Below are 21,899 nucleotides of genomic sequence, written 5' to 3'. Positions count from 1 at the left end.
AGCCGGCCGCGGAAAGGGCGACATGCAAGAGAGCGCGCAATCGGCCTGGAAGTGCGAGGGCAGGAGATATCCTGCCCTCGGCGTGTTTTGCCTCCTGATCGGCCTTGGCTTCCTCACGGCTTCACAGCCTGCCCTGGCGCAGGAGGTCAATGCTCTGCTGCCGCGAAATCTGTCGCCTTGGGGCATGTTCCTGAGTGCCGACATGGTCGTGAAGGCGGTGATGATCGGGCTTGCACTGGCATCGCTGCTGACGTGGACGGTGTGGCTCGCCAAGACGATCGAACTCGCCTCGGAGAGACGACTCGTGCAGCGCCGGATCAAGCTGCTGGAGGCCGGTAGCCTGCAGGAGATGATTCCCTCCTGTCATGACAAGAGCGACGCAGCGGCCCAGCTCGTCATGTCAGCGGTGCGAGAGACCGTGCTGTCGGATCGCTTTGACGACGATTTCAAGGAGCGCGTCGGCCTGCGATTGGAGCGGGTCGAAGCCGCGGCGGCGCGGCGGATCTCTCGCGGCACCAGTGTCCTCGCGACGATCGGTGCGGTGTCGCCCTTCGTCGGCCTGTTCGGCACGGTGTGGGGCATCATGAACGCGTTTATCGGCATCTCGGAATCCCACACCACCAATCTTGCCGTGGTCGCGCCCGGGATCGCGGAGGCCTTGCTGACCACGGCGATCGGGCTGGTCGCCGCCATCCCTGCGGTCGTGATCTACAACCACCTGGCGCGGGTGATCACCGGGTATCGCGCGCTGCTGACCGACGCCTCCGCGCTGATCTTGTTGGCGATCAGCCGGAGCCGGCGAGGGCTGCCCGCATCCCTGCCGCATGCGGCGGAGTGACCACGATGGCTGTGCGTCTTGGCTCGCGGTTAGGCGGCGATGAACTCGAAGTTCAGCACGAGATCAACGTCACTCCGTTCATCGACGTGATCCTGGTGCTCCTGATCATCTTCATGGTGGCGGCGCCGCTTGCCACCGTGGACATCGGCGTCAACCTGCCCGCCAGCACCGCGCCCGAGCAGCCGCGGCCGGACAAGCCGCTGTTCCTTACCATCAAGCCGGACGGGACCATTGCGGTCGGCGAAACCGTGGTCGCGCGCGAGATGCTGGCAAGCGCGCTCGACGCGGCGACCGCCAACCGCAAGGATGAGACGATCTTCATCCGCGGCGACAAGGAGCTGAACTACGCTGCTCTGATGAGCGTGATGAACCTGTTGCGGGACGCCGGCTATCTCAAGCTGGCGCTGGTCGGTCTCGAAGAGGCGCCGGCCAAGCCATGATTATTAGCCATGATCTTCAAGCGATGATCTTGACGCCATGACCTCGTTCGCGCTGCATCTGCCGGAACAACGAAAGCCCGCGCGCTGGTTGCTCGCAGCCATCGTGATTGCTGCCGCGCATGCGTTGCTCATCGCGGGCGCTGTCCTGTGGACCACGCGCACGTCGCCTGAGCCGGCCATTCTTCCCGCTATCGCGGTCACGCTGGCGCCGGTTCAAAGCGCTGCGCCGCAGGTCCAGGATCAGGAGGATCTTCCGGTCGGGCCGGAAATGCAGCAGGCTGATGCCGCGCCGCCGGAGCCGCCGAAGGTCGAGGCGCAGAAGCCCGACGATCAGATGGCGCCACCACCGCCGGCCGAGAACGCCGAGGCGGCACTGCCCAAGCCCGAACCCAAGCAAGTGGAGGAGATGCAAGCAGCAGCGCAACCGCCGACGCCCGAAACCACCGCGCCGCCGAAGAACGATCGCATCGGTCAATTCTCCGAGGCTGCATCAAACGCTTACAATGCTCTTGTGGTCGGCCACCTCGAGAAGTTCAAGCGCTATCCGGCGGCGGCCCATCGCGCGGTGGGGAAAGCGACGTTGCGGTTCGTGCTCAATCGTGATGGCGTTGTCACCGACGTGCGGATCATCAAATCATCCGGCAATGCGGTCTTGGACCAGGCCGCACTCGACATCGTTCACCGCGCCAGTCCGTTCCCTAAATTCCCGGAGGCCAAACCTCAGGCCGAAGCGGTGTACTTCTGGCCGATGGATTTCGGCGTCGCGCATTAATTCGCAAACGAGTGTGCGGCGGCGCGATGCGAACTTCGCAAGCCAACGACGAGGTCTTTCGTTGCCGGAGAGTTCAGTGGAACGGCGTATGCTTGAGCGCCGCGGCGATCGCCTCGAAGCGGCTGAGGATCTGGGGCAGCACAAGCGCGCGCACAGTGCCGGCCGCAGCGACACCTACGAGCAGCACGAGGGTATATTGGGCGGCGAACAGAAGCACGAGACGTCGGAGCCAGCGCCACCATGGACGGTGTTTCGCGACGCGCGACGCTTGCGGGGTGGGCGTGTTGGCTGCGGCGAGCCAAAGCTCGTCCGCTGACTCCAGCTGATGCTCCGACATTCTGCTCAGCGCTCCGAGAGCAATTGCTCGATGCGCGCTTTCAGCCGCTTGTTGGCCAGCTCGCGTTCGCGCAAGATCCGCGCCCATTCCAACGGGATCACCCCGCCGTCCTCTTCATCGCAGAAGGCGAGGCCGGCGGCGTCTTGGTCGCGCCACATCATCCGCGCGCGGCGCGACAAGCCGCGTCGTTCGATGGTGATGTCGATGCGGTCGGGAAGTAACGCGGTCCCTTCGAACTCGACCTTCGCGCCACGATCGCTGAAATTGCGCACGATGCAGGCGAGCGTCGAGCAGCGTGCATTGAATGTCAGAACGCCGCCGTAATAGACGCGGTGGCGAGTCTCGCGACGACGGTCTTGCACGATACGTCCTCCGATCACTTAACTCTTTATTAATTAATCGGAAGGTGCGCGCCAAGTCGCGACGGTATTGAAATGACGCTGGTGGTTAACGCGGGACGCCAGCCCTCGCGGATGAATGGTGTCGTTTCGCAATGCCTCACCATCATCGCGATCGCGCAGTCCGAGCTCGGGCTTCGAACGCAAGTAGATTGCAGGCAGGATGATGCGTAGCGCATTGCAGCCGGTTGCCGATCGACGAAGACCGGTGCCGATGTCGCGGAGATCAAGGACAGGCTGACGGCGATTCTTGAAGCTCACGACAAAAGCGGTCGCGGCGACATCTGGATGGGTCAACCCCGCGCGAACGCCTTGGCGTCGTTTGCCAGCATCGGTTTGACCGCCTGCGCGAGCCGTGTCGCGGCGGCGTCGACCGTGAGGCCGGCGGTGTCGACCACCGCGTTGGCGCGGGCATAGAGCGGCTCGCGGCTCACCAGGATGTTGCGCAGCTCCGCCATGGCCGAGCGGTCGTCCGCCATCGGCCGCAGGTCGCCCTGCTGGCGCACGCGCGCCATATGCTCTTCCGGCTCGGCCTTCAGCCAGATCGTATAGAAGGATTTCAGGATCAGGTCGAAGGTGACGGGTTCGGAGACGATGCCACCACCGGTGGCCAGCACCATCAGCTCCTTGCGCGCGAGCAGTTGCACCAGCGTGGCCTGCTCCATGCGGCGAAAACCTTCCTGGCCATAGAGATTGATGATCTCGGCCACCGAGAGCCCGTTCTGCCGCTCGATCTCCTTGTTGAGCTCGACGAAGCTCCAACCGATCGCGTCCGCGAGCCGTTTGCCGAGCGTGGATTTGCCGGCGCCGCGCAAGCCGATCAGTGCGATGCCGGAGAACGCGCGGCGCAGCGGCGCCGAGGTGCTGCCGGCCAACAGCTCCTTCGCTTGCGCGATCTGGCTTGGGTTCGCCTTCTTCAGGAGATCGCGGATCACCGGCCAATCCGGCGACGGCTCGCCGCCAGGGATGAGATCTTCCAGCGGTGCGCCCATCGCATGCGCCACACGCCGTAGCAGCACGATCGAGACGTTGCCTTTGCCGCTCTCGAGCTGGGCGATGTAGCGCTCGGAAATGCCGGATACTTTGGCGAGCACCTTACGCGACATGCCGCGTAGCGCGCGCATCGTGCGCACCCGCTGGCCTAATTGTTCGAGAAATGCAGTCTCGGCGTCAGAGTTGGCCGCCGTGTCCTGCTCGGTGCTGCTGTCTTGCGTCATGTCCCTCGGCGGCGCGATCACGAGTCGGAAACATAATGCTGCGAAGCATTGACAGCAAGCGGCGTTAGTGGCCTTCTATGCACTATAATTCAAGAAATCGGGGAGGGAACGCCTTGGAGTCCAAGATTTCAGGGTCCTACAACGCAGTATCGTGGTTGCTCGACCGCAATATCGAGGCTGGACGCGGCGACAAGCTCGCTTATACAGACACGGTCTCTGAGTTGACCTATCGCGGGCTGCAGCAGCAGACCTGCCGTGTCGCCAATTTCTTGCGCCGCCTGGGCGTGCGCCGCGAAGAACGCGTCGCGATGATCATGCTCGACACCGTCGATTTCCCCGCGGTGTTCTTGGGTGCGATGCGGGCAGGCGTGGTGCCGGTGCCGCTCAACACGCTGCTCACGACCGATCAATACGCCTATGTGCTCGCGGATTGCCGTGCGCGCGTGCTGTTCGTGTCCGAAGCGTTGTTTCCGGCGGTGAAGGACATCGTCGGGCGCATGCCCGATCTCGATTGCGTCGTCGTCTCCGGCGCCAACGCCTTCGGCCACAAGCTGCTGTCGGAAGAGCTCGCGCGTGAGAGCGACAGCTTCGCCACGGTTGCGACGCATGAGGATGAGCCGGCCTTCTGGCTATATTCGTCCGGTTCGACCGGCATGCCCAAGGGCGTGCGCCATCTGCACGGCAATCTCGCCGCGACGGCCGAGACCTATGCCAAACAGGTGCTCGGCATTCGCGAGGACGATGTCTGCCTCTCCGCTGCAAAGCTGTTCTTCGCCTATGGTCTCGGCAATGCGCTGACCTTTCCGCTTTCCGTCGGCGCCACCACGATCCTCAATTCGGAACGGCCGACGCCGGCGCTGATGTTCAAGCTGCTCAACCGCTACAATCCCACTATTTTCTACGGTGTGCCGACCCTGTTTGCGGCGATGTTGAACGACGAGTCGTTGAAGAACGAGCAGGCGGGAGATCGCTTGCGCATCTGTACCTCGGCCGGCGAGGCTTTGCCGGAAACGGTGGGCAAAGCTTGGCAGGCGCGTTTCGGCGTGGACATTCTCGACGGTGTCGGCTCGACCGAGCTTCTGCACATCTTCCTGTCGAACGCGCCCGGCGATATCAAATACGGCACCTCGGGACGGCCGGTGCCGGGTTATCAGGTGCGGCTCGTCAACGAGTCCGGCCAGGACGTGCCGGATGGCGAGGTCGGCGAGATGGTGGTGCATGCGCCGTCAGCCGGTGAGGGCTACTGGAATCAGCGCCACAAGAGTCGCTCGACCTTCGAAGGCTATTGGACCCGCACCGGCGACAAATATGTCAAGGATGCCGAGGGGCGCTACACCTACTGCGGCCGCTCGGACGACATGTTCAAGGTCTCCGGCATCTGGGTCTCGCCGTTCGAGGTGGAGAGCGCACTGATCACGCATCCGTCCGTGCTGGAAGCCGCCGTGGTGCCGGACGCCGATCCGGAGGGGCTGCTGAAGCCGAAGGCGTTTGTCGTGCTGCGGCCCGATGCCGACCGGGCGACGTTACACGAGGTGCTGAAGGACCACGTCAAGCAGAAGATCGGTCCGTGGAAGTATCCGCGCTGGATCGAGGTGGTGGACGCCTTGCCGAAGACCGCGACCGGCAAGATCCAGCGCTTCAAGCTGCGCGAGGGGACGCAGTAGTCGTTACGCCATCATGGCCGGGCTTGTCCCGGCCATCCACGCCTTGCTGATGCGAAGAAAGACGTGGATGCCCGCGACAAGCGCGGGCATGACGAAGGAAAGAGCAGCGCATGAAGCTACGAGCGACCGGCTCCCTCACCATCGACTCCGCTGAACTCGAATACCGCCTGATCGGTCCACAGCCTTCGGCAGCGCCGTGCATCGTCATGCTGCATGAGGGGCTTGGCTCGGTTGGGCTGTGGGGCGAATTTCCGGACAAGCTCCAGCAGGCGACCGGCGCTTCGGTCTTCGTCTATTCCCGCGCGGGCTACGGCAGTTCGAGCCCGGTCGCGCTGCCGCGGCCGCTCGACTACATGGAGCGCGAGGCGCTGACTGTGCTTCCCAAGCTCTTGGACGCGATCGGCTTTCGCGACGGTCTCCTGGTCGGCCATTCCGACGGCGCCTCGATCGCGGCGATCTATGCCGGCGGCCCGCAGGATCATCGCTTGCGCGGCGTCGTCCTGATCGCGCCGCACGTCATCGTCGAAGACGTCTCGGTCACGTCGATCGCGGCGATCAAGGCGACCTACGAGACCACCGAACTCCGGACCAAGCTGGCGCGCTGGCACAAGGATGTCGACAACGCCTTCTATGGCTGGAACGGCACCTGGCTCGATCCGCAGTTTCGCAATTGGGACATCACCGGCTTTCTCGCTTACGTCCGCGTGCCCGTGGCCGTGATCCAGGGGAGCGATGATCAGTACGGCACCACGCGCCAGGTCGAGATCGTCCAAGAGGAATGTTACTGCCCCGTGGCAGTGACGATGCTGCCCGGCGTCGGCCACTCGCCGCATCGGGAGGCGCCGGAAGCTACGGTCAAGACGATCGCGGATTTTGCGGCCGCGACACTGTCGTCCGTGGCATCACAATCATGAAACAAAATGCATGTTTTTGCTTTTCCGGGTAGACGCGATCTAAAACATGCATTATTGTGCATGTAAATGATAATCATTCACCGCTCAAAGGTGTCTCATGGCCGGGGAAGACCGCGTGCTCGCGGGAGGTAAGACGTTCATCGATTTCCAGACTGATCCCTCTCGTTATCGGCACTGGAAACTTTCCGTCGACGGCGAGGTCGCGACGTTGACCATGGACGTCGATGAGAATGGCGGCCTGTTCGAGGGCTATCAGCTCAAGCTCAATTCCTATGACCTCGGCGTCGACATCGAGCTCGCGGACGCCGTGCAGCGGCTGCGCTTCGAACATCCCGAGGTGAAGGTCGTCGTGCTGCGCTCGGGCAAGGCCCGCGTGTTCTGCGCGGGAGCCAATATACGCATGCTGGCCGGCGCGACGCATGCGCATAAGGTGAACTTCTGCAAGTTCACCAACGAGACCCGCAACGGCTTCGAGGATTCCAGCGAGAACAGCGGCCAGCGCTTCATCACGGTCGTCAACGGCACGGCGGCGGGCGGCGGCTATGAGCTGGCGCTCGCGACCGACCACATCATCCTCGCCGACGACGGCTCGTCCTCGGTGGCGCTGCCGGAAGTGCCGCTGCTCGCGGTGCTGCCCGGCACCGGCGGGCTGACGCGCGTGGTCGACAAGCGCAAGGTGCGCCGCGATCACGCCGACGTCTTCTGCACCGTAGAAGAAGGCATCAAGGGCAAGCGCGCCGTGCAGTGGCGGTTGGTCGACGAGGTCGCGCCGAACTCGAAGGTCGACGCCAAGGTTGCCGAGCGCGCCAAGGAATTTGCTGCCAGCTCGAAACGCAAGGGCGGCGGCAAGGGCGTCGCGCTGACGCCGCTCAAGCGCACGATCGATGCGACCAGCGTGCGCTATGGCTTCGTCAATGTCGACATCGACCGTGCGGCGCGGATCGCCACCATCACGATCGCGGCGCCGGAGGCCGCGCCGCCGGCCGATATCGACGGCATGATCGCGCAAGGCGCGTCGTTCTGGCCGCTGCAGGTCGCGCGCGAGATCGATGATGCGATCCTGCATCTGCGGATCAACGAACTCGAGATCGCGATGCTCGTGTTCAAGTCGCATGGCGAACGCGCGCAGGTTCTGGCTTACGACGCCTTCCTGGACGCCAACAAGGCGCATTGGCTGGTCAACGAGATCAGGCATTACTGGAAGCGCGTCTTGAAGCGCATCGACGTCACCTCGCGCACGCTGGTCACGCTGGTCGAACCCGGCTCCTGCTTTGCCGGCACGCTGGCCGAGCTCGTGTTCGCCGCCGACCGCTCCTACATGCTGATCGGCACCATCCAGGGCGATAATCGTCCGCCGCCGGCGATCGAATTGTCGGCGATGAATTTCGGTCCCTATCCGATGAGTCACGGTCTGACGCGGCTGGAATCGCGGTTCCAGGCCGATCCTTCGGAGCTTGAGCGCGTCCGCGACAAGATCGGCCAGGCGCTCGAAGCCGACGACGCCGAGGAGCTCGGGCTCGTGACCTTCGCGCTCGACGACATCGACTGGAACGACGAGATTCGCGTCTTCTTCGAGGAGCGCGCGAGCTTCTCGCCGGACAGCCTGACCGGCATGGAGGCCAACCTGCGCTTCGCCGGTCCTGAGACGATGGAATCCAAGATCTTCGCCCGCCTCACCGCCTGGCAGAACTGGATCTTCCAGCGCCCCAATGCGGTCGGCGAGGAGGGCGCCTTGAAGCGTTACGGCACAGGACAGAAGCCCCGCTACGACATGACACGAGTGTAGCGAATAGCGAATGGGGAGTAGCGAGTAGGGAGTGGTCTCCTCCTATTCGCAATTCGCCATTCGCCCCTTTCGGGAGGAAAAGGCCATGAACATGAACATCATGAACGTCGACTACAGCACCAAGATTCCGAACAACGTGAATCTGGCCGAGGATCGCCAGGTGCTGAAAGCGCTGGAAGGTTGGCACCCCGGCTATGTCGATTGGTGGAACGACATGGGCCCGGATGGCTTCCAGCAGTCGCTGGTGTATTTGCGCACGGCCTATTCCGTCGATCCGCGCGGCTGGGCCAAGTTCGACTACGTCAAGATGCCCGATTATCGTTGGGGCATTCTGCTTGCTCCGCAGGAAGAGAATCGCGTCATTCCGTTCGGTGAGCATTATGGCGAGCCGGCCTGGCAGGAGGTGCCCGGCGAATACCGCGCGCTGATGCGCCGCCTGATCGTGATCCAGGGCGACACCGAGCCGGCATCAGTGGAGCAGCAGCGCCATCTCGGCAAGACCGCGCCCTCGCTGTACGACATGCGCAACCTGTTCCAGGTCAATGTCGAGGAAGGCCGCCATCTCTGGGCGATGGTGTATCTGTTGCAGAAATATTTCGGCCGTGACGGGCGCGAGGAGGCAGACGAGTTGCTCCGCCGCCGCTCGGGCGACGCGGACTCACCACGGATGTTGGGCGCCTTCAACGAGAAGACGCCGGACTGGCTGTCCTTCTTCATGTTCACCTATTTCACCGACCGCGACGGCAAGATGCAGCTGCATTCGCTCGCGCAGTCCGGCTTCGATCCGCTGTCGCGCACCTGCCGCTTCATGCTGACCGAAGAGGCGCATCACATGTTCGTCGGCGAGACCGGCGTCGGACGCGTCATTCAGCGCACAGTTGACGCGATGCGCGCCGCCGGCATCGATGATCCGACCGATGTTGCCAAGGTGCGTGCGCTCGGCGTCATCGATCTGCCGACCATCCAGAAGAAGCTCAATCTGCACTACACGCTCTCGCTCGACCTGTTCGGCTCCGAGGTTTCGACCAATGCGGCGAATGCCTTCAATGCCGGCATCAAGGGCCGCTATCACGAGACTCAGATCCAGGACGATCATCAGCTCAAGAACTCGACCTATCCGGTGCTCAAGCTGGTGGACGGTGAGATCAAGCGGGTCGAGGAGCCAGCGTTGACGGCGCTCAACATGCGGCTGCGCGACGACTACTCGCAGGACTGCGTCAAGGGCCTGTTGCGTTGGAACAAGATCATCACCACGGCAGGCTATGCGTTCCAGCTCAAGCTGCCGCACGTCGCCTTCCACCGTGCCATCGGCGAGTTCAAGGACGTCCATGCGACGCCGGACGGCATCCTGATCGACGAGGCGACCTGGCAGAAGCGCAAGAGCGAATGGCTGCCGTCGGCCGATGACGGCGCCTACATCGCCTCGCTGATGCAGCCGGTCACCGAGATCGGCGGCTTTGCGCCCTGGATCGCCCCGCCCCGGGTCGGCATCGACAACAAGCCGGGCGATTTCGAGTATGTGAAGATCGAGTCGTGATGTGAATTGCGAGTAGGGCGTGGCGAATAGCGAGTAGGGAAGAGCTACTCGCCATTCGCCTTTACTACTCAGCTGTCCCAGCCCGCGCCGGGAATGCCGGGATTGGCATAGACGATGCCGCCGTCGACCGCGACGGTGGTGCCCACCACATAGTCGCCGGCGCGCGAGGCGAGATAGATCGCCGTCCCCGCCATATCCTCCTCGGTCCCGATCCGGCCCGCAGGCACACGCGTTGCCACCTCGTCGGCATGGTCGCGGGCTGCCTTGTTCATGTCGGATTGGAACGGGCCGGGCGCGATCGCGGTCACCACGATGTTGTCGTGGATCAGCTTTGCCGCCATGCGCCGGGTCAGATGGATCAGGCCCGCCTTGCTTGCCGCGTAGGAGTAGGTCTCCAGCGGGTTGACGAAGATGCCGTCGATCGAAGCGATATTGATCACCTTGGCCGGCCGCTCGCGGCTCGCCGCCGCGCGCAGCGGCGCGGCAATCGCCTTGGTCAGGAAGAACGGCGTTTTGACATTCAGGTCCATGACCTTGTCCCAGCCGCTTTCGGGGAATTCGTCGAACTCAGCGCCCCAGGCGGCGCCTGCATTGTTGACGAGAATGTCGAGCTTGGGCTCGCGTGCCTTGATCTCGCCGGCGAGCCTCTCGATTCCGGACAGCGTGGAGATGTCGATCGGCAGCGCGATGCATTCGCTGCCATATTTGGCGCTGAGCTCCTGGGCGGTCTGTTCGCAAGGCCCCGCCTTCCGCGCCGTGATGTAGACGCGCGAGACGCCGGCGCTCAGGAAGCCGGCCGCGATCATCTTGCCGATGCCGCGCGAGCCGCCGGTCACGAGCGCGATGCGGCCTTGGAGTGAGAACAGATCCTTCAACATGGTACCTCCCTGACTTTGCGATCTGTGTGGGCCGCGTGGCTGTTCGAGTCAAGCGAGGGGCTCCGGCAGGTCGCGTCGGAAGCTTGTTCGCGCGAAGTCTGCCGGTTGTACGGAGGACGTCGCTCTAACCTATGCCGCGTCGATGCGGCGGAAGCCGTTCCACATCGCGATGGCCGCGCCTGAGGTCAGGACTGGCAGCACGCGCGCGTCCTGGTAATGGCCGTTGAGCGACACCCGCGGCAGCGCGGTCAAATGCTCTCCATTCTCTGGAAAGATCATGCCGGGGCGGGTGGTGACTGCGCAGTTGAAGCCGGCCCTCGCTGCCAGCATGAACTCGCGTGGACCGGCCGCGGCGCGGTCGCCGTAAGGATAGGCCATGTGTCGCACGGGCCGCTGCAACGCGTCCTCGATCCGCGCCCGGCTCTCCGCCATCTCGCGCAACGCGTCCTCTTCGCTTTGTTTGGCGAGATTGCAGTGGCTTGCGGAATGCGCGCCGATCGTGACCAGCGGCTCGTCTGCAAGTGCTCTCAATTCGTCCCAGGACAGGCAGAGCTCGCGGCAGATCGCGCCCGCATCGACCCCATGTCGTGCGCACAGCGCGCTCATCTCGCGCTGGATCTCGTGTTCACCCGGCAATCCGCGCAACCAGTCGTGCAGGCGCTGGAACGCGATGCATTTGGCGGTCGCATCCTGTGCATCCAATCGCGTCGCGGTGCCTCCGATCGGCGCCTCGATCATGTCCGCGTCGGCAACGATCCTCTCGAGCGCGAGCCACCAGAGCAGGCCGCTGCCCGCGGCGAAATCGGCGGTGACAAAGATCGTGAACGGCGCATCGAACTCGCGCATCACCGGCAGCGCGAAATCGCGATTGTCGCGATAGCCGTCGTCGAAGGTGAAGCAGGCGAAGCGCCGCGAGAAGTTCTGCTCGAGGAGTCGCCGGTGCACCTCGTCGAGGGTGATGATGTCGACTTCATGGGCACGCAAATGGGCGAGCATCTCGCGGAGGAAGTCGGGCGTGACTTCCAGATGGAAATTGGGTTGGAAATCGGCCTCGCGGCGCGGTCGCACGTGATGCAGCGTAAAGATAGCGCCGGCCCCTGCGAAGATCGGTCGCAGCCAGATATGGGCGCCGCTGAAGTAGAGCGCTTCGAGACCCGCCCGAATCAAGGTTTTACGAAATCGCTTCATCGAAAGCGTGCGCCCAACTGGTGCCTCTCCTGAAGCTCGCGACCTGTCGCGTCAACGCCCATCCGCGAACTTCAGAACGTCATGGGCACTCGCAAATGCTATGGTTCTGGCACCGTCCCTTCGATCTGAGATCATCAGCCGCGGCTGCGGCGAGTGAGGCATCGGAAAGGAGGCGAGAGGTGTAACCGTAACGTTAGCGACGAATCGTTGAAGAAACGGTTAGCCGGGCGATCCGCCCGCGGCGCTCGAAAAGGGCGGCGCATTTCCGGTTTGACAGGCCAGCAAGGGTTTGTTTTGTCTCCATTTCCTGACCAGACGGGATGACGAATGCGTGGACTTTTCCGGTGGAGCGGCAAATGGTGGCCTGGAATCATCCCGTTGATCGTGCTTTGGGCCTTCGCCGCCTGGACCAGCACGGCTCCGCTGGAGAATGATCTCGCCGCACGGAGCTCGGAGGCCCTGAAGGGGGCGGTGCTCGACAAGACGAAGATCGCCGCCGACGGCCGCGACGTCAGCCTGAGCGCCTACGCCTTCTCGGACGAGGGCCGTCGTGCAGCCTTGGCATCTGTTGCGGCCGTGCCCGGTGTGCGGCTGGTCGACGACGAGACCCGTCTGGTCGCGGAAGCAAAACCTTTCGTCTGGTCCGCCGAGCGCGATGTGGTCAGGGTCACCCTCGGCGGCAATGCGCCCCTGCCGGCGCTCAAGACGAAGCTTTCGGAAGCCGCGCGTTCGGCGCTCAAGGGCGTCGAAGTTGCCGACCAGATGACGCTCGCCCGCGGTGCGCCGCCGCGCTTCGAGGATGCCGCGCTGCTGCTGATCGGCCAGATCGGCAAATTGAAGGACGGAAAGTTCACGATTTCGGACGGCGACGTTACGCTGTCGGGCATGGCGCGCGAACTCGGCGGCCGCGAGGCGATCGCGGCGGCGCTCAAGGACCTGCCGGATGGTTTCAAGATCGCCAGCAACGAGGTGAAGGCCCCGCCTTATATCTTCCAGGCCTACAAGGATCCGGTCGCCTTGACCGTCAGTTTGTCCGGCAACGTCCCGGATGAAAACATCCATGCCGTGGTCGTCGGCGCGTCATCGCGGCGGTTCTTCGGCGAAAAGGTCGTCGATAATCTCAAGAACAGCGTCGGAGCGCCCTCCGGCTTCGTCAATGCGGTGGTGCCGGCGCTCGGTGCGTTGTCGCGCCTGTCGACCGGCACGCTCATGGTCTCGGAACGGGAGATCAAGATCTCCGGCGACGCACTGTATGACGAGGCGGCGCGGCAGATCCAATCGGGCCTCGCCAAGGACGTGCCGCAGGGTTGGCAAGTCAAGGCTGAGATAACCGTCAAGCCTGCGGCCGGCCCGGTCGATGCGACGGTCTGTCAACAGCTGTTCTCGGATTTGCTCGGCAAGACCAGGATTCGCTTCGAGACCGGGCGAGCCGACATCGACCGGGATTCCACCGGCCTGCTCGACCGTATCGTCGAAATCGCGCTGCGTTGCCCGTCGGCGAACATCGAGATCGCCGGCCATACCGATGCCGAAGGCGACGAGGCGGCCAACCAGGCGCTCTCGCAGAAGCGCGCCCAGGCTGTTGTCGACTATCTCGTCAAGGCAGGGTTGCCGGCCGATCGCTTCACGGCCGTAGGCCACGGCAGCACGCAGCCGATCGCGTCGAACGATACCAGCGATGGACGCGCGCAGAACCGGCGCATCGATTTCGTGGTGAGGTGACCGCAATGGCCTTTCTGATCGCATTCCATTGGGGCTGGCTGCTGGGCGCGCTCTTGATCGGGCTGGCGATGGGCTGGGTCGCCGTGGTGCATCGCGGCCCCAGCGTGTCGCGTCGGCTGATGCTCGGCTTGTCGGCGCTTGCGCTGGTTCTGGTCGCCGTTGCTGTCACCCGGGTGCTTCCGGGGCGCGCCGGTTATTGGCTCGAACTGCTGCTCCTGCTGTTCGTGCCATATCTGGCGGGTTGCACGGTCGGTTCCTGGCTACGGGCGTGGGTGTTGTTGCGCAGCATGCGCGCCAAGCCGGCGGCCTGATCGTGGCCCGCGACCGCGCAGATGTCAGGTGTGAAATCCGAAAAAGGTGCTGTGGCAATCCGACACGAAGGTTTGACCATGGCCACCTGCTAACCGCATTCGCCGACGTTATCTCTGCTGTTCGATCTCCAGTGCTCGCCGGGTCGGAAATTTGCCGATCAGGTCGTCGTGATGCGATGCGGACTTCGGACGCGATCGGAGCACTGGGAGCCCCGACATGCGGAAACCACCCCGGTTTCCGGGCATGCTCACAGAAGTTTAACCTGGGACTCGCAGGCTGGGCAGCCTTGCATGGGCTAATAGAGGTCCTGGCCTCCTGCGGCAAAACGGTGCATCGTATCGGTCGGAATCCCTCCTAAGTGTCTTGCATGCCCGAGTTTTGTTCACACCTGCCGAGTTCCCCAAAGGCGCGAAACGCGCTACGAGGGCGCTGATGAGTCATGGCGCGGCGCACGCGTTATTCCGCTCGATCGGACGCGTTTCCCAGGGATCTTGCCGTGCAGCGCGCCGGATCACGGTCAGAGGTGTCGATGCTTGAAGCCATCCGCGGAGCGACCTCTTTCCTGCGCCAGAAACAGGTGCTGCATAAGCTCGGCGTGATCGTCAGCATTGCTGTGATCGCGGTCGCTTGCCGCGTGCTTTATCACATGCTGCGGGGCATCGATACCGGCGAGGTGCTGGAAGCGATCAAGAGCACGGAGCCCTACCAGATCGGACTCGCGGCGCTGTTCGTGGCCGCCGGCTATTTCACCCTGACGTTCTACGATCTGTTCGCGGTGCGTGCGATCGGGCACCGCCACGTGCCCTATCGGATCAACGCGCTGGCCGCCTTCACCAGCTATTCGATCGGCCACAATGTCGGCGCGAGCGTCTTTACCGGCGGTGCGGTGCGCTATCGGATCTATTCGGCCTGGGGGCTGAATGCGATCGATGTCGCCAAGATCTGCTTCCTCGCCGGGCTCACTTTTTGGCTGGGCAACGCCGCGGTGCTCGGGCTTGGCATCACCTATCATCCGGAAGCTGCCGCCGCCATCGACCAGCTGCCGCCCTGGCTGAACCGCGTGGTCGCGATCGCAATCCTGATGGGGCTGTTCGGCTATGTGGCCTGGGTCTGGACCAAGCCGCGCATGGTCGGCCGCGGACCCTGGACGGTCATGCTGCCTGGCGGTCCGCTCACCCTCCTCCAGGTCGCGATCGGCATCCTTGACCTCGGTTTTTGCGCCCTGGCGATGTATGTGCTGGTCCCGGACGAGCCCAATCTCGGCTTCGTCGTGGTCGCCGTGATCTTCGTTTCGGCGACTCTCCTGGGATTTGCGAGCCATTCGCCAGGCGGGCTCGGCGTGTTCGATGCCGCCATGCTGGTGGGGCTCTGGCAGATGGACCGGGAGGAGCTGCTTGCCGGCATGCTGCTGTTCCGAATGCTCTATTATCTCGCCCCCTTCGTCATATCTGTAATCTTGCTGACGTTTCGCGAGATTATCATCAGTGCCCGGTCCAAACGGCTACGTCAGGCCGCCCTCCACTTCGAAGCAGGACGAGCGCACGAAGCCGCTTATGTGACCGAGCACAGGGATGCCGGCGTGTGACCCGGCCGCGGGATGCTCCGCAGGCCGAGGGAACAGTGATCCGGAAAATCTTGGTCAAGAGGCGCGCAGATGAAGCGCAGATATCGCTTCTCCAATCCTCAATGAGAGCTGCAGGACGCGGTGCAGAAATCTGACAGCGACAGCCCGATAGCACTGGACGGTCCATCACCGTCTTCTCCGGCCGCCTTCTCGCCCTGGCCGGACCGGCTCCGGCACTCCGCAATCATCCTCCTGGTGGCCGCGCTCGCGCTCGGCGTGCTCGTGTTGCGCGACGAGCTCCTGCCGTTCCGGGCGGCTGCGGTGTTCCTCTGCATCGCCGCCGCTGCGCTGGTGCCCTGGCGCCTGCACAGCGCCGTGACAACGCGGGAGGATGTGTTCCGTGGCAGCAATCCCGTGGAGGCCCCCGCCGTCAATGCGGTGGTGGCCGGCATGCCCGATCCCGTGGTGCTGCTCGACCGCGCCGGTCGTGTCATCCACCTCAATGAGGCGGCGGCGCAGCTGGCGCCGGCGCTGCGCAAGAACGAGCTCGCTCAATTCGCGCTGCGCTCTCCCGAAATCATCACGGCGTTGCGGGAAGCCATTGCCACCACCGAGCCCCGTCGCGCCACCTATCACGACCATGTGCCGGTCGATCGCTGGATGGAGCTGATCATCACGCCGGTCCCGGTTCCGACCGCCTTCGGCGGCACCGAGAAGTGCATGCTGATGACGTTCCATGACCTGACGCCGCTGCGCCGGGTCGAGGAGATGCGCGCCGACTTTGTCGCTAATGCAAGTCATGAGCTTCGTACGCCGCTGGCGGCACTGTCCGGCTTCATCGACACCCTGCAGGGACCGGCCAAGGACGATCCCAGGGCGCGTGAGCGCTTCCTCGGCATCATGCATACCCAGGCCGGGCGAATGGCCCGCCTGATCGACGATCTGTTGTCGCTGTCCCGGGTCGAGCTCTCCGCGCATGTTCGGCCGGATGCGACCGTTGACCTGATCCCGATCATCCACCAGGTGGCCGACGGGCTCGAACCCTTGGCACGCGAGCGTCAGGTCAAGGTCGAGATCGATCTGCCGGAGACTCCCGTCACCATTGCCGGCGACCGGGAGGAGCTGCTCCGCCTGTTCGAGAATCTGATCGAGAACGCCCTGAAATACGGCGCCTCGGGCGGCCGCGTCATTGTGTCGCTGACCTCGGCAGTCTCAGGTGAGGGAACCCCGGAAATCCGGGTCAAGGTGCGGGACTTCGGCCCCGGTATCGCGCCCGAGCACCTGCCCCGGCTGACCGAGCGCTTCTATCGGGTTGATGTCGGAGATAGTCGCGCGCAGGGCGGGACGGGGCTCGGATTATCGCTGGTGAAACACATTCTTAACCGCCACCGCGGCCGTCTTTTGATCGAAAGTGTGCCCAAAAATGGAGCAACTTTCACCGCCTGTTTCCCCCAGCCAAAGCCGCCATTCGGGGCATAAAAGCCTGTAGCTGCAATGGTTTGATCCATGTCATCCGACTGTCATCAAACCTTTATAAAAGCGGCAACGAGGCACCTTAAAGGGGCCGGCGGGAGCGCAGTCGGGCGCGCGTGGCGCTTCGCTCCCCAAATGGGAGACCAGCAATGAATTTCTTCAAAGCTATCGTCGCTGCCGGCCTGGTCGCCGCATCGACGTCGGCCTTTGCCGCCGACATCACCGGAGCGGGCGCGACGTTCCCGTTCCCGATCTATTCCAAGTGGGCTGACGCCTACAAGAAGGAGACGGGCAACGGTCTGAACTATCAGTCGATCGGCTCCGGCGGCGGCATCAAGCAGATCCAGGCCAAGACCGTGACCTTCGGCGCCACCGACGCGCCGCTGAAGGCCGAGCAGCTCGAGAAGGACGGCCTGGTCCAGTGGCCGATGGTGATGGGCGGCATCGTCCCGGTCGTGAATCTCGAAGGCGTGAAGCCGGGCGAGATGGTGCTCGACGGTCCGACCCTCGCCGAGATCTACCTCGGCAAGATCACCAAGTGGGACGACGCGGCGATCAAGAAGCTGAACCCGAAGGTGAAGCTGCCGTCCGAGGCGATCTCGGTCGTGCGTCGTTCGGACGGTTCGGGCACTACCTTCAACTTCACCACCTATCTCTCCGACGTCAGCCCCGAGTGGAAGAGCAAGATCGGCGCGAACACGGCCGTGGAGTGGCCGACCGGCGTCGGCGCCAAGGGCAATGAGGGCGTGTCCGGCAATATCAGCCAGACCAAGAACTCGATCGGCTATGTCGAGTATGCCTATGCCAAGCAGAACAAGCTGACCTACACCGGCATGATCAACAAGGCCGGCAAGACCGTGCAGCCGACCGTGGAGGCGTTCCAGGCCGCCGCCTCGAATGCGGATTGGGCCCATGCGCCGGGCTATTACGTTGTCCTGGCCGACCAGCCGGGCGACAAGTCCTGGCCGATGACGGCGGCGACCTTCATCCTGATGCACAAGGAGCCGGCCGACAAGGCGGCCTCCGCCGAAGCCATCAAGTTCTTCAAGTGGTCGTTCGAGAAGGGCGCCAAGATGGCTGAGGAGCTCGACTACATCCCGATGCCCGACAACGTCGTGAAGATGATCGAGAAGACCTGGTCGTCCGACATCAAGAGCTAAGCCGCTCCTTCGAATGTGGCCCCTCTCCCCGGCGTGGGAGAGGGGACGTCGACGACGCAGGTGCTGGTGCAGAAGTGCGAGTACACAAGCACAAGTGCGCAAGTACAAGTACGCAAGTACAGGTCTATCAGAAACAGGGGGCGGACTTGGCAGAGATGGCCGTTCAAAGCGACGCAAGCACTGTCAGCGATGCCGCCGGACCCTATGACCGCGCCCGGGCGCTGAGCGCCTTCAAGTTTGGCGACGTCACCTTCTACTGGATCACCCGCCTGTCGGCGATTTCGGTGCTGCTCATCCTCGGCGGCATCATCCTGTCACTGATCATCGGCGCCTGGCCGGCAATGAAGGAATATGGCTTCGAGTTCCTGTGGACGCGCCGCTGGGCGCCGTCAGCCGATCCGCCCGTGCTGGGTGCGCTGGGACCGATCTACGGCACGCTGGTGTCGTCCTTTATCGCGATGCTGATCGCCATCCCGGTCGGTCTCGGCATTGCGATCTTCCTCACCGAGCTCTGCCCGCAATGGCTGCGCCGCCCGATCGGCATCGCCATCGAGCTGCTCGCCGGCATCCCGTCGATCATCTACGGCATGTGGGGCTTCTTCGTGCTGGGGCCGTTCCTGGCCTACACGTTCCAGCCGTTCATGATCAGCCTGTGCGCCAACATTCCGATCCTGCAGGACATCTTCGCCGGGCCGCCGTCCTATCTCAGCCTGTTCAATGCCTCGCTGATCCTGGCCATCATGGTGCTGCCCTTCATCACTTCGATTTCGGTGGACGTGTTCAAGACCGTGCCGCCGGTCTTGAAGGAGGCCGCCTATGGCGTCGGCTGCACCACCTGGGAGGTCGTGCGCAGCGTGGTGATCCCTTACACCCGGGTCGGCGTCATCGGCGGCATCATGCTGGCGCTCGGCCGGGCGCTCGGCGAGACCATGGCAGTGACGTTCATCATCGGCAACTCGTTCCGCATCTCCTCGTCGATCTTCGCGCCGGGCACCACGATCTCGGCGGCGATCGCATCGGAATTCCAGGAGAGCGACGGTTTGCACCAGTCGGCCCTGATTCTGCTCGGACTGTTGCTGTTCGTTCTCACCTTCTTCGTGCTCGCCGGCGCGCGCCTGATGCTGCTGCGGCTCGAAGCCAAGGCCGGAAAATAAGCCGGATGGATAGGGCAGGAGAGATCGCATGACGTCTACCGATACGCCCATCAATCCGGCCAACCGGATCTATGGCCGCCGCCGCCGCAAGGACATCTTCGTCCGTGCGCTGTGCGTGCTTGCCGCGCTGTTCGGCGTGACCTGGCTCGCACTGATCCTGATCGATCTGCTCTACCAGGGCCTGGCTGGCCTGACCGTGCAGGTCTTCGCGACCGATACGCCGCCGCCGGGATCGAGCGACGGCGGCCTGCGCAACGCCATCGTAGGCTCGATCATCATGACGGTCTTCGGCGTCGGCGTCGGTGCTCCACTCGGCTTGTTCGCCGGCACCTACCTCGCCGAGTATGGTCGCCATGACCGGTTGACTTCGGTGATCCGTTTCATCAACGACATCCTGCTCTCTGCCCCATCCATCATCATCGGCCTGTTCATCTATGGCGCGGTCGTGGTTCCGATGGGCGGCTTCTCGGCCATCGCGGGCTGTCTGGCGCTTGCCGTGATCGTGATTCCGGTCGTGCTGCGCACCACCGAGGACATGCTGCTGCTGGTGCCCAATCCGCTGCGTGAGGCCGCCTCCGCACTTGGCCTGCCGCGTTCGCTGGTGATCCGGCGCATCGCCTATCGCGCGGCGCGCTCCGGCTTGATCACGGGCGTCCTGCTGGCGACCGCTCGCGTGGCCGGCGAGACCGCGCCGCTCCTGTTCACTGCGTTGTCGAACCAGTTCTGGAGCCTCGATCTTACCCACACGATGGCCAACCTGCCGGTGACCATCAACAACTTCGTCCAGAGCCCCTATGCCTATTGGAAGCAGCTGGCCTGGACCGGGGCCCTTTTGATTACCTTGACCGTACTTGCCCTGAACATCGGGGCCCGCATTCTGGGCGCCGAGAGGAGCGCAAAATGACCGACATGTCTGTTTCCGTCTCAAGTCCGGCGGGCGTCATTCCGAACAAATCCTTGCCGGACGCTCCGGCGAAGGTGACGGTCCGGAACCTGAACTTTTATTACGGCGATCACCATGCGCTGAAGAACATCAACCTGTCGCTCGGAACCAACCGGGTGACGGCCTTCATCGGACCGTCCGGCTGCGGCAAGTCCACGCTGCTGCGCATCTTCAACCGGATGTATGATCTGTATCCGGGCCAGCGCGCCGAAGGCCAGCTGATGCTGGACAACACCAACATCCTCGACCCCAAGCTCGACCTGAACCTCTTGCGTGCGCGCGTCGGCATGGTGTTCCAGAAGCCGACGCCGTTCCCGATGACGATCTACGAGAACATCGCCTTCGGCATCCGCCTGTATGAGAAGATCTCCAAATCCGAGATGGATGACCGGGTCGAGAAGGCGTTGCGCGGCGGCGCGCTGTGGAACGAGGTCAAGGACAAGCTCAACGCCTCGGGCCTGAGCCTTTCCGGCGGCCAGCAACAGCGTCTCTGTATTGCCCGCACCGTTGCGGTGCGTCCCGAGGTGATCCTGTTCGACGAGCCGTGCTCGGCGCTCGATCCGATCTCGACCGCCAAGGTCGAGGAGTTGATCCAGGAGCTGTCGGACAACTACACGATCGCGATCGTGACCCACAACATGCAGCAGGCGGCCCGCGTCTCCGACAAGACCGCCTTCATGTATCTCGGCGAGCTGATCGAGTTCGACGATACCAGCAAGATCTTCACCTCGCCGAGCGATCGGCGGACCCAGGACTACATCACCGGCCGCTTCGGCTGATGCCGGAAACGGACCCCTTGCATCGGTCGGCAAGGGGCAGTTGGCTGAGGCAGCGAGACCCGAATTGACGCGCCGGACTACGACGGCATTGCCGAGGAGATAGAGATGGCCAGTGAACATACCGTCAAGGCGTTTGACAGCGACCTGCAGGAGCTGACGCGGCTGGTCGCGGAGATGGGCGGCTTGGCCGAGCGGCTGATCGTGGATTCCGTCGACGCGCTGGTGCGGCGCGACGTCGCGCTCGGCGAGCGGGTGATCCAGACGGACGCCGAGATCGACAGTCTGCAGCGGCTGATCGAGGAGCGCGCGGTGCTCACCATCGCCCGCCGGCAGCCGATGGCGGTGGACCTGCGCGAGATCGTCGGCGCGATGCGGGTTGCGACCGACCTCGAGCGGATCGGCGACCTCGCCAAGAACATCGGCAAGCGCGTCGCCGCGCTGGAGAGCGATTTCCATCCCTTGAAGCTGATCCGCGGTTTGGAGCACATGACCGACCTGGTGCAGTCGCAGGTCAAGTCGGTGCTCGACGCCTATGCCGCCCACGATCTGCCGGCGGCGATGACGGTGTGGAAGGGCGACGAGGAGGTCGACGCCATCTGCACCTCGCTGTTCCGCGAGCTGCTCACCTACATGATGGAAGATCCCCGCAACATCTCGTTCTGCATTCACCTGATGTTCTGCGCCAAGAACATCGAACGGATCGGCGATCATGCGACCAACATCGCGGAAACCGTGTTCTACATGATCGAAGGCCAGCCGATGATCGACAAGCGTCCGAAGGGCGACATGACGTCCTTCGCGGCCACCGCCCCCGGAAACTGAG

The 21,899-nt window shown here is 63.6% G+C and carries 21 protein-coding genes; 16 read left to right on the top strand and 5 right to left on the bottom strand.

Features of this window, described 5'->3' with window-relative positions; genetic code table 11:
• Nucleotides 1–22: 22 nt before the first annotated feature.
• Genes exbB through QX071_RS00825 form a run of 3 tightly spaced genes read left to right on the top strand, consistent with a single transcriptional unit; the run spans nt 23 to nt 2,050 of the window.
• Nucleotides 23–838 carry a tonB-system energizer ExbB gene (gene exbB / locus QX071_RS00835; RefSeq protein ID WP_315702737.1) on the top strand — a complete coding sequence of 272 codons (816 nt, stop codon included), beginning with the start codon at nt 23–25 and terminating at the stop codon, nt 836–838.
• A 5-nt stretch (nt 839–843) separates the two neighbouring features.
• Nucleotides 844–1,278, top strand: coding sequence for a TonB system transport protein ExbD (gene exbD / locus QX071_RS00830; protein WP_315702738.1), 435 nt, complete (start codon nt 844–846; stop codon nt 1,276–1,278).
• Nucleotides 1,279–1,315: 37 nt separating this feature from the next.
• Complete coding sequence (locus QX071_RS00825) at nt 1,316–2,050, top strand: energy transducer TonB (protein WP_315702739.1); 735 nt, start codon at nt 1,316–1,318, stop codon at nt 2,048–2,050.
• 73 nt (nt 2,051–2,123) lie between these two features.
• Here QX071_RS00825 and QX071_RS00820 read toward each other — a convergent pair whose 3' ends face one another.
• The 3 genes from QX071_RS00820 to QX071_RS00810 all read right to left on the bottom strand — a co-directional run bounded on the left by QX071_RS00820 (nt 2,124) and on the right by QX071_RS00810 (nt 4,002).
• Nucleotides 2,124–2,387, bottom strand: coding sequence for a hypothetical protein (locus QX071_RS00820; RefSeq protein ID WP_315702740.1), 264 nt, complete (start codon nt 2,385–2,387; stop codon nt 2,124–2,126).
• A gap of 5 nt (nt 2,388–2,392) precedes the next feature.
• Nucleotides 2,393–2,749 (bottom strand): PilZ domain-containing protein, encoded by a 357-nt coding sequence (locus QX071_RS00815; RefSeq protein WP_315702741.1) that lies wholly within the window; start codon nt 2,747–2,749, stop codon nt 2,393–2,395.
• Between the two features lie 329 nt (nt 2,750–3,078).
• Nucleotides 3,079–4,002: a helix-turn-helix transcriptional regulator gene (locus tag QX071_RS00810; RefSeq protein ID WP_315702742.1), complete on the bottom strand. Its 924-nt coding sequence runs from the start codon at nt 4,000–4,002 to the stop codon at nt 3,079–3,081.
• A gap of 113 nt (nt 4,003–4,115) precedes the next feature.
• Here QX071_RS00810 and QX071_RS00805 point away from each other — a divergent pair, with 113 nt between their 5' ends.
• From QX071_RS00805 to boxB, 4 genes are all read left to right on the top strand, one after another.
• Nucleotides 4,116–5,666 carry a benzoate-CoA ligase family protein gene (locus QX071_RS00805; RefSeq protein WP_315702743.1) on the top strand — a complete coding sequence of 517 codons (1,551 nt, stop codon included), beginning with the start codon at nt 4,116–4,118 and terminating at the stop codon, nt 5,664–5,666.
• Nucleotides 5,667–5,776: 110 nt separating this feature from the next.
• Nucleotides 5,777–6,580, top strand: coding sequence for an alpha/beta hydrolase (locus QX071_RS00800; RefSeq protein WP_315702744.1), 804 nt, complete (start codon nt 5,777–5,779; stop codon nt 6,578–6,580).
• A gap of 97 nt (nt 6,581–6,677) precedes the next feature.
• Nucleotides 6,678–8,366, top strand: coding sequence for a 2,3-epoxybenzoyl-CoA dihydrolase (boxC, locus tag QX071_RS00795; RefSeq protein WP_315702745.1), 1,689 nt, complete (start codon nt 6,678–6,680; stop codon nt 8,364–8,366).
• Nucleotides 8,367–8,451: 85 nt separating this feature from the next.
• The gene (gene boxB / locus QX071_RS00790; protein ID WP_315702746.1) at nt 8,452–9,903 is read left to right on the top strand and encodes a benzoyl-CoA 2,3-epoxidase subunit BoxB; all 1,452 of its coding nucleotides are present in this window, start codon (nt 8,452–8,454) and stop codon (nt 9,901–9,903) included.
• 68 nt (nt 9,904–9,971) lie between these two features.
• Here the strand turns inward: boxB and QX071_RS00785 are convergent, their stop codons facing one another.
• The gene (locus QX071_RS00785; protein WP_315702747.1) at nt 9,972–10,781 is read right to left on the bottom strand and encodes an SDR family oxidoreductase; all 810 of its coding nucleotides are present in this window, start codon (nt 10,779–10,781) and stop codon (nt 9,972–9,974) included.
• A gap of 129 nt (nt 10,782–10,910) precedes the next feature.
• On the bottom strand, nt 10,911–11,969 hold the full coding sequence (locus tag QX071_RS00780; protein WP_315702748.1) for a polysaccharide deacetylase family protein: 1,059 nt from the start codon (nt 11,967–11,969) through the stop codon (nt 10,911–10,913).
• A gap of 327 nt (nt 11,970–12,296) precedes the next feature.
• Here QX071_RS00780 and QX071_RS00775 point away from each other — a divergent pair, with 327 nt between their 5' ends.
• From QX071_RS00775 to phoU, 9 genes are all read left to right on the top strand, one after another.
• The gene (locus QX071_RS00775; RefSeq protein ID WP_315702749.1) at nt 12,297–13,691 is read left to right on the top strand and encodes an OmpA family protein; all 1,395 of its coding nucleotides are present in this window, start codon (nt 12,297–12,299) and stop codon (nt 13,689–13,691) included.
• A 5-nt stretch (nt 13,692–13,696) separates the two neighbouring features.
• Nucleotides 13,697–14,002, top strand: coding sequence for a hypothetical protein (locus QX071_RS00770; RefSeq protein WP_315702750.1), 306 nt, complete (start codon nt 13,697–13,699; stop codon nt 14,000–14,002).
• A gap of 530 nt (nt 14,003–14,532) precedes the next feature.
• Entirely contained in the window at nt 14,533–15,588 is a 1,056-nt protein-coding gene (locus tag QX071_RS00765) for a UPF0104 family protein (RefSeq protein ID WP_315702751.1), read from the top strand.
• A gap of 147 nt (nt 15,589–15,735) precedes the next feature.
• Nucleotides 15,736–17,046, top strand: coding sequence for an ATP-binding protein (locus QX071_RS00760; RefSeq protein ID WP_315703175.1), 1,311 nt, complete (start codon nt 15,736–15,738; stop codon nt 17,044–17,046).
• Between the two features lie 143 nt (nt 17,047–17,189).
• A complete protein-coding gene (pstS, locus tag QX071_RS00755; protein WP_315702752.1) occupies nt 17,190–18,200 on the top strand; it encodes a phosphate ABC transporter substrate-binding protein PstS in 1,011 nt (336 codons plus the stop codon).
• A 155-nt stretch (nt 18,201–18,355) separates the two neighbouring features.
• Nucleotides 18,356–19,354 (top strand): phosphate ABC transporter permease subunit PstC, encoded by a 999-nt coding sequence (gene pstC, locus QX071_RS00750; protein WP_315702753.1) that lies wholly within the window; start codon nt 18,356–18,358, stop codon nt 19,352–19,354.
• Between the two features lie 28 nt (nt 19,355–19,382).
• The gene (pstA, locus tag QX071_RS00745; RefSeq protein WP_315702754.1) at nt 19,383–20,258 is read left to right on the top strand and encodes a phosphate ABC transporter permease PstA; all 876 of its coding nucleotides are present in this window, start codon (nt 19,383–19,385) and stop codon (nt 20,256–20,258) included.
• Nucleotides 20,255–21,076, top strand: coding sequence for a phosphate ABC transporter ATP-binding protein PstB (pstB, locus tag QX071_RS00740; protein WP_315702755.1), 822 nt, complete (start codon nt 20,255–20,257; stop codon nt 21,074–21,076). Before pstA ends, pstB begins: the two co-directional genes overlap by 4 nt.
• 105 nt (nt 21,077–21,181) lie before the next feature.
• Nucleotides 21,182–21,898 (top strand): phosphate signaling complex protein PhoU, encoded by a 717-nt coding sequence (phoU, locus tag QX071_RS00735; RefSeq protein WP_315702756.1) that lies wholly within the window; start codon nt 21,182–21,184, stop codon nt 21,896–21,898.
• Nucleotide 21,899: the final 1 nt, after the last annotated feature.

Origin of the sequence: Bradyrhizobium sp. SZCCHNS1022 (assembly GCF_032484835.1) — a bacterium.
Lineage (GTDB): Bacteria > Pseudomonadota > Alphaproteobacteria > Rhizobiales > Xanthobacteraceae > Bradyrhizobium.
This window is presented reverse-complemented; position numbering and strand designations above follow the sequence as displayed.

Excerpts from the sequence above, each read along its gene's own strand:
- exbB (WP_315702737.1), top strand. The coding sequence starts at position 23 with ATGCAAGAGAGCGCGCAATCGGCCTGGAAGTGCGAGGGCAGGAGATAT.
- exbD (WP_315702738.1), top strand. The coding sequence starts at position 844 with ATGGCTGTGCGTCTTGGCTCGCGGTTAGGCGGCGATGAACTCGAAGTT.
- QX071_RS00825 (WP_315702739.1), top strand. The coding sequence starts at position 1,316 with ATGACCTCGTTCGCGCTGCATCTGCCGGAACAACGAAAGCCCGCGCGC.
- QX071_RS00820 (WP_315702740.1), bottom strand. The coding sequence starts at position 2,387 with ATGTCGGAGCATCAGCTGGAGTCAGCGGACGAGCTTTGGCTCGCCGCA.
- QX071_RS00810 (WP_315702742.1), bottom strand. The coding sequence starts at position 4,002 with ATGACGCAAGACAGCAGCACCGAGCAGGACACGGCGGCCAACTCTGAC.
- QX071_RS00800 (WP_315702744.1), top strand. The coding sequence starts at position 5,777 with ATGAAGCTACGAGCGACCGGCTCCCTCACCATCGACTCCGCTGAACTC.
- boxC (WP_315702745.1), top strand. The coding sequence starts at position 6,678 with ATGGCCGGGGAAGACCGCGTGCTCGCGGGAGGTAAGACGTTCATCGAT.
- boxB (WP_315702746.1), top strand. The coding sequence starts at position 8,452 with ATGAACATGAACATCATGAACGTCGACTACAGCACCAAGATTCCGAAC.
- QX071_RS00785 (WP_315702747.1), bottom strand. The coding sequence starts at position 10,781 with ATGTTGAAGGATCTGTTCTCACTCCAAGGCCGCATCGCGCTCGTGACC.
- QX071_RS00780 (WP_315702748.1), bottom strand. The coding sequence starts at position 11,969 with ATGAAGCGATTTCGTAAAACCTTGATTCGGGCGGGTCTCGAAGCGCTC.
- QX071_RS00775 (WP_315702749.1), top strand. The coding sequence starts at position 12,297 with ATGCGTGGACTTTTCCGGTGGAGCGGCAAATGGTGGCCTGGAATCATC.
- QX071_RS00770 (WP_315702750.1), top strand. The coding sequence starts at position 13,697 with ATGGCCTTTCTGATCGCATTCCATTGGGGCTGGCTGCTGGGCGCGCTC.
- QX071_RS00765 (WP_315702751.1), top strand. The coding sequence starts at position 14,533 with ATGCTTGAAGCCATCCGCGGAGCGACCTCTTTCCTGCGCCAGAAACAG.
- pstS (WP_315702752.1), top strand. The coding sequence starts at position 17,190 with ATGAATTTCTTCAAAGCTATCGTCGCTGCCGGCCTGGTCGCCGCATCG.
- pstC (WP_315702753.1), top strand. The coding sequence starts at position 18,356 with ATGGCCGTTCAAAGCGACGCAAGCACTGTCAGCGATGCCGCCGGACCC.
- pstA (WP_315702754.1), top strand. The coding sequence starts at position 19,383 with ATGACGTCTACCGATACGCCCATCAATCCGGCCAACCGGATCTATGGC.
- pstB (WP_315702755.1), top strand. The coding sequence starts at position 20,255 with ATGACCGACATGTCTGTTTCCGTCTCAAGTCCGGCGGGCGTCATTCCG.
- phoU (WP_315702756.1), top strand. The coding sequence starts at position 21,182 with ATGGCCAGTGAACATACCGTCAAGGCGTTTGACAGCGACCTGCAGGAG.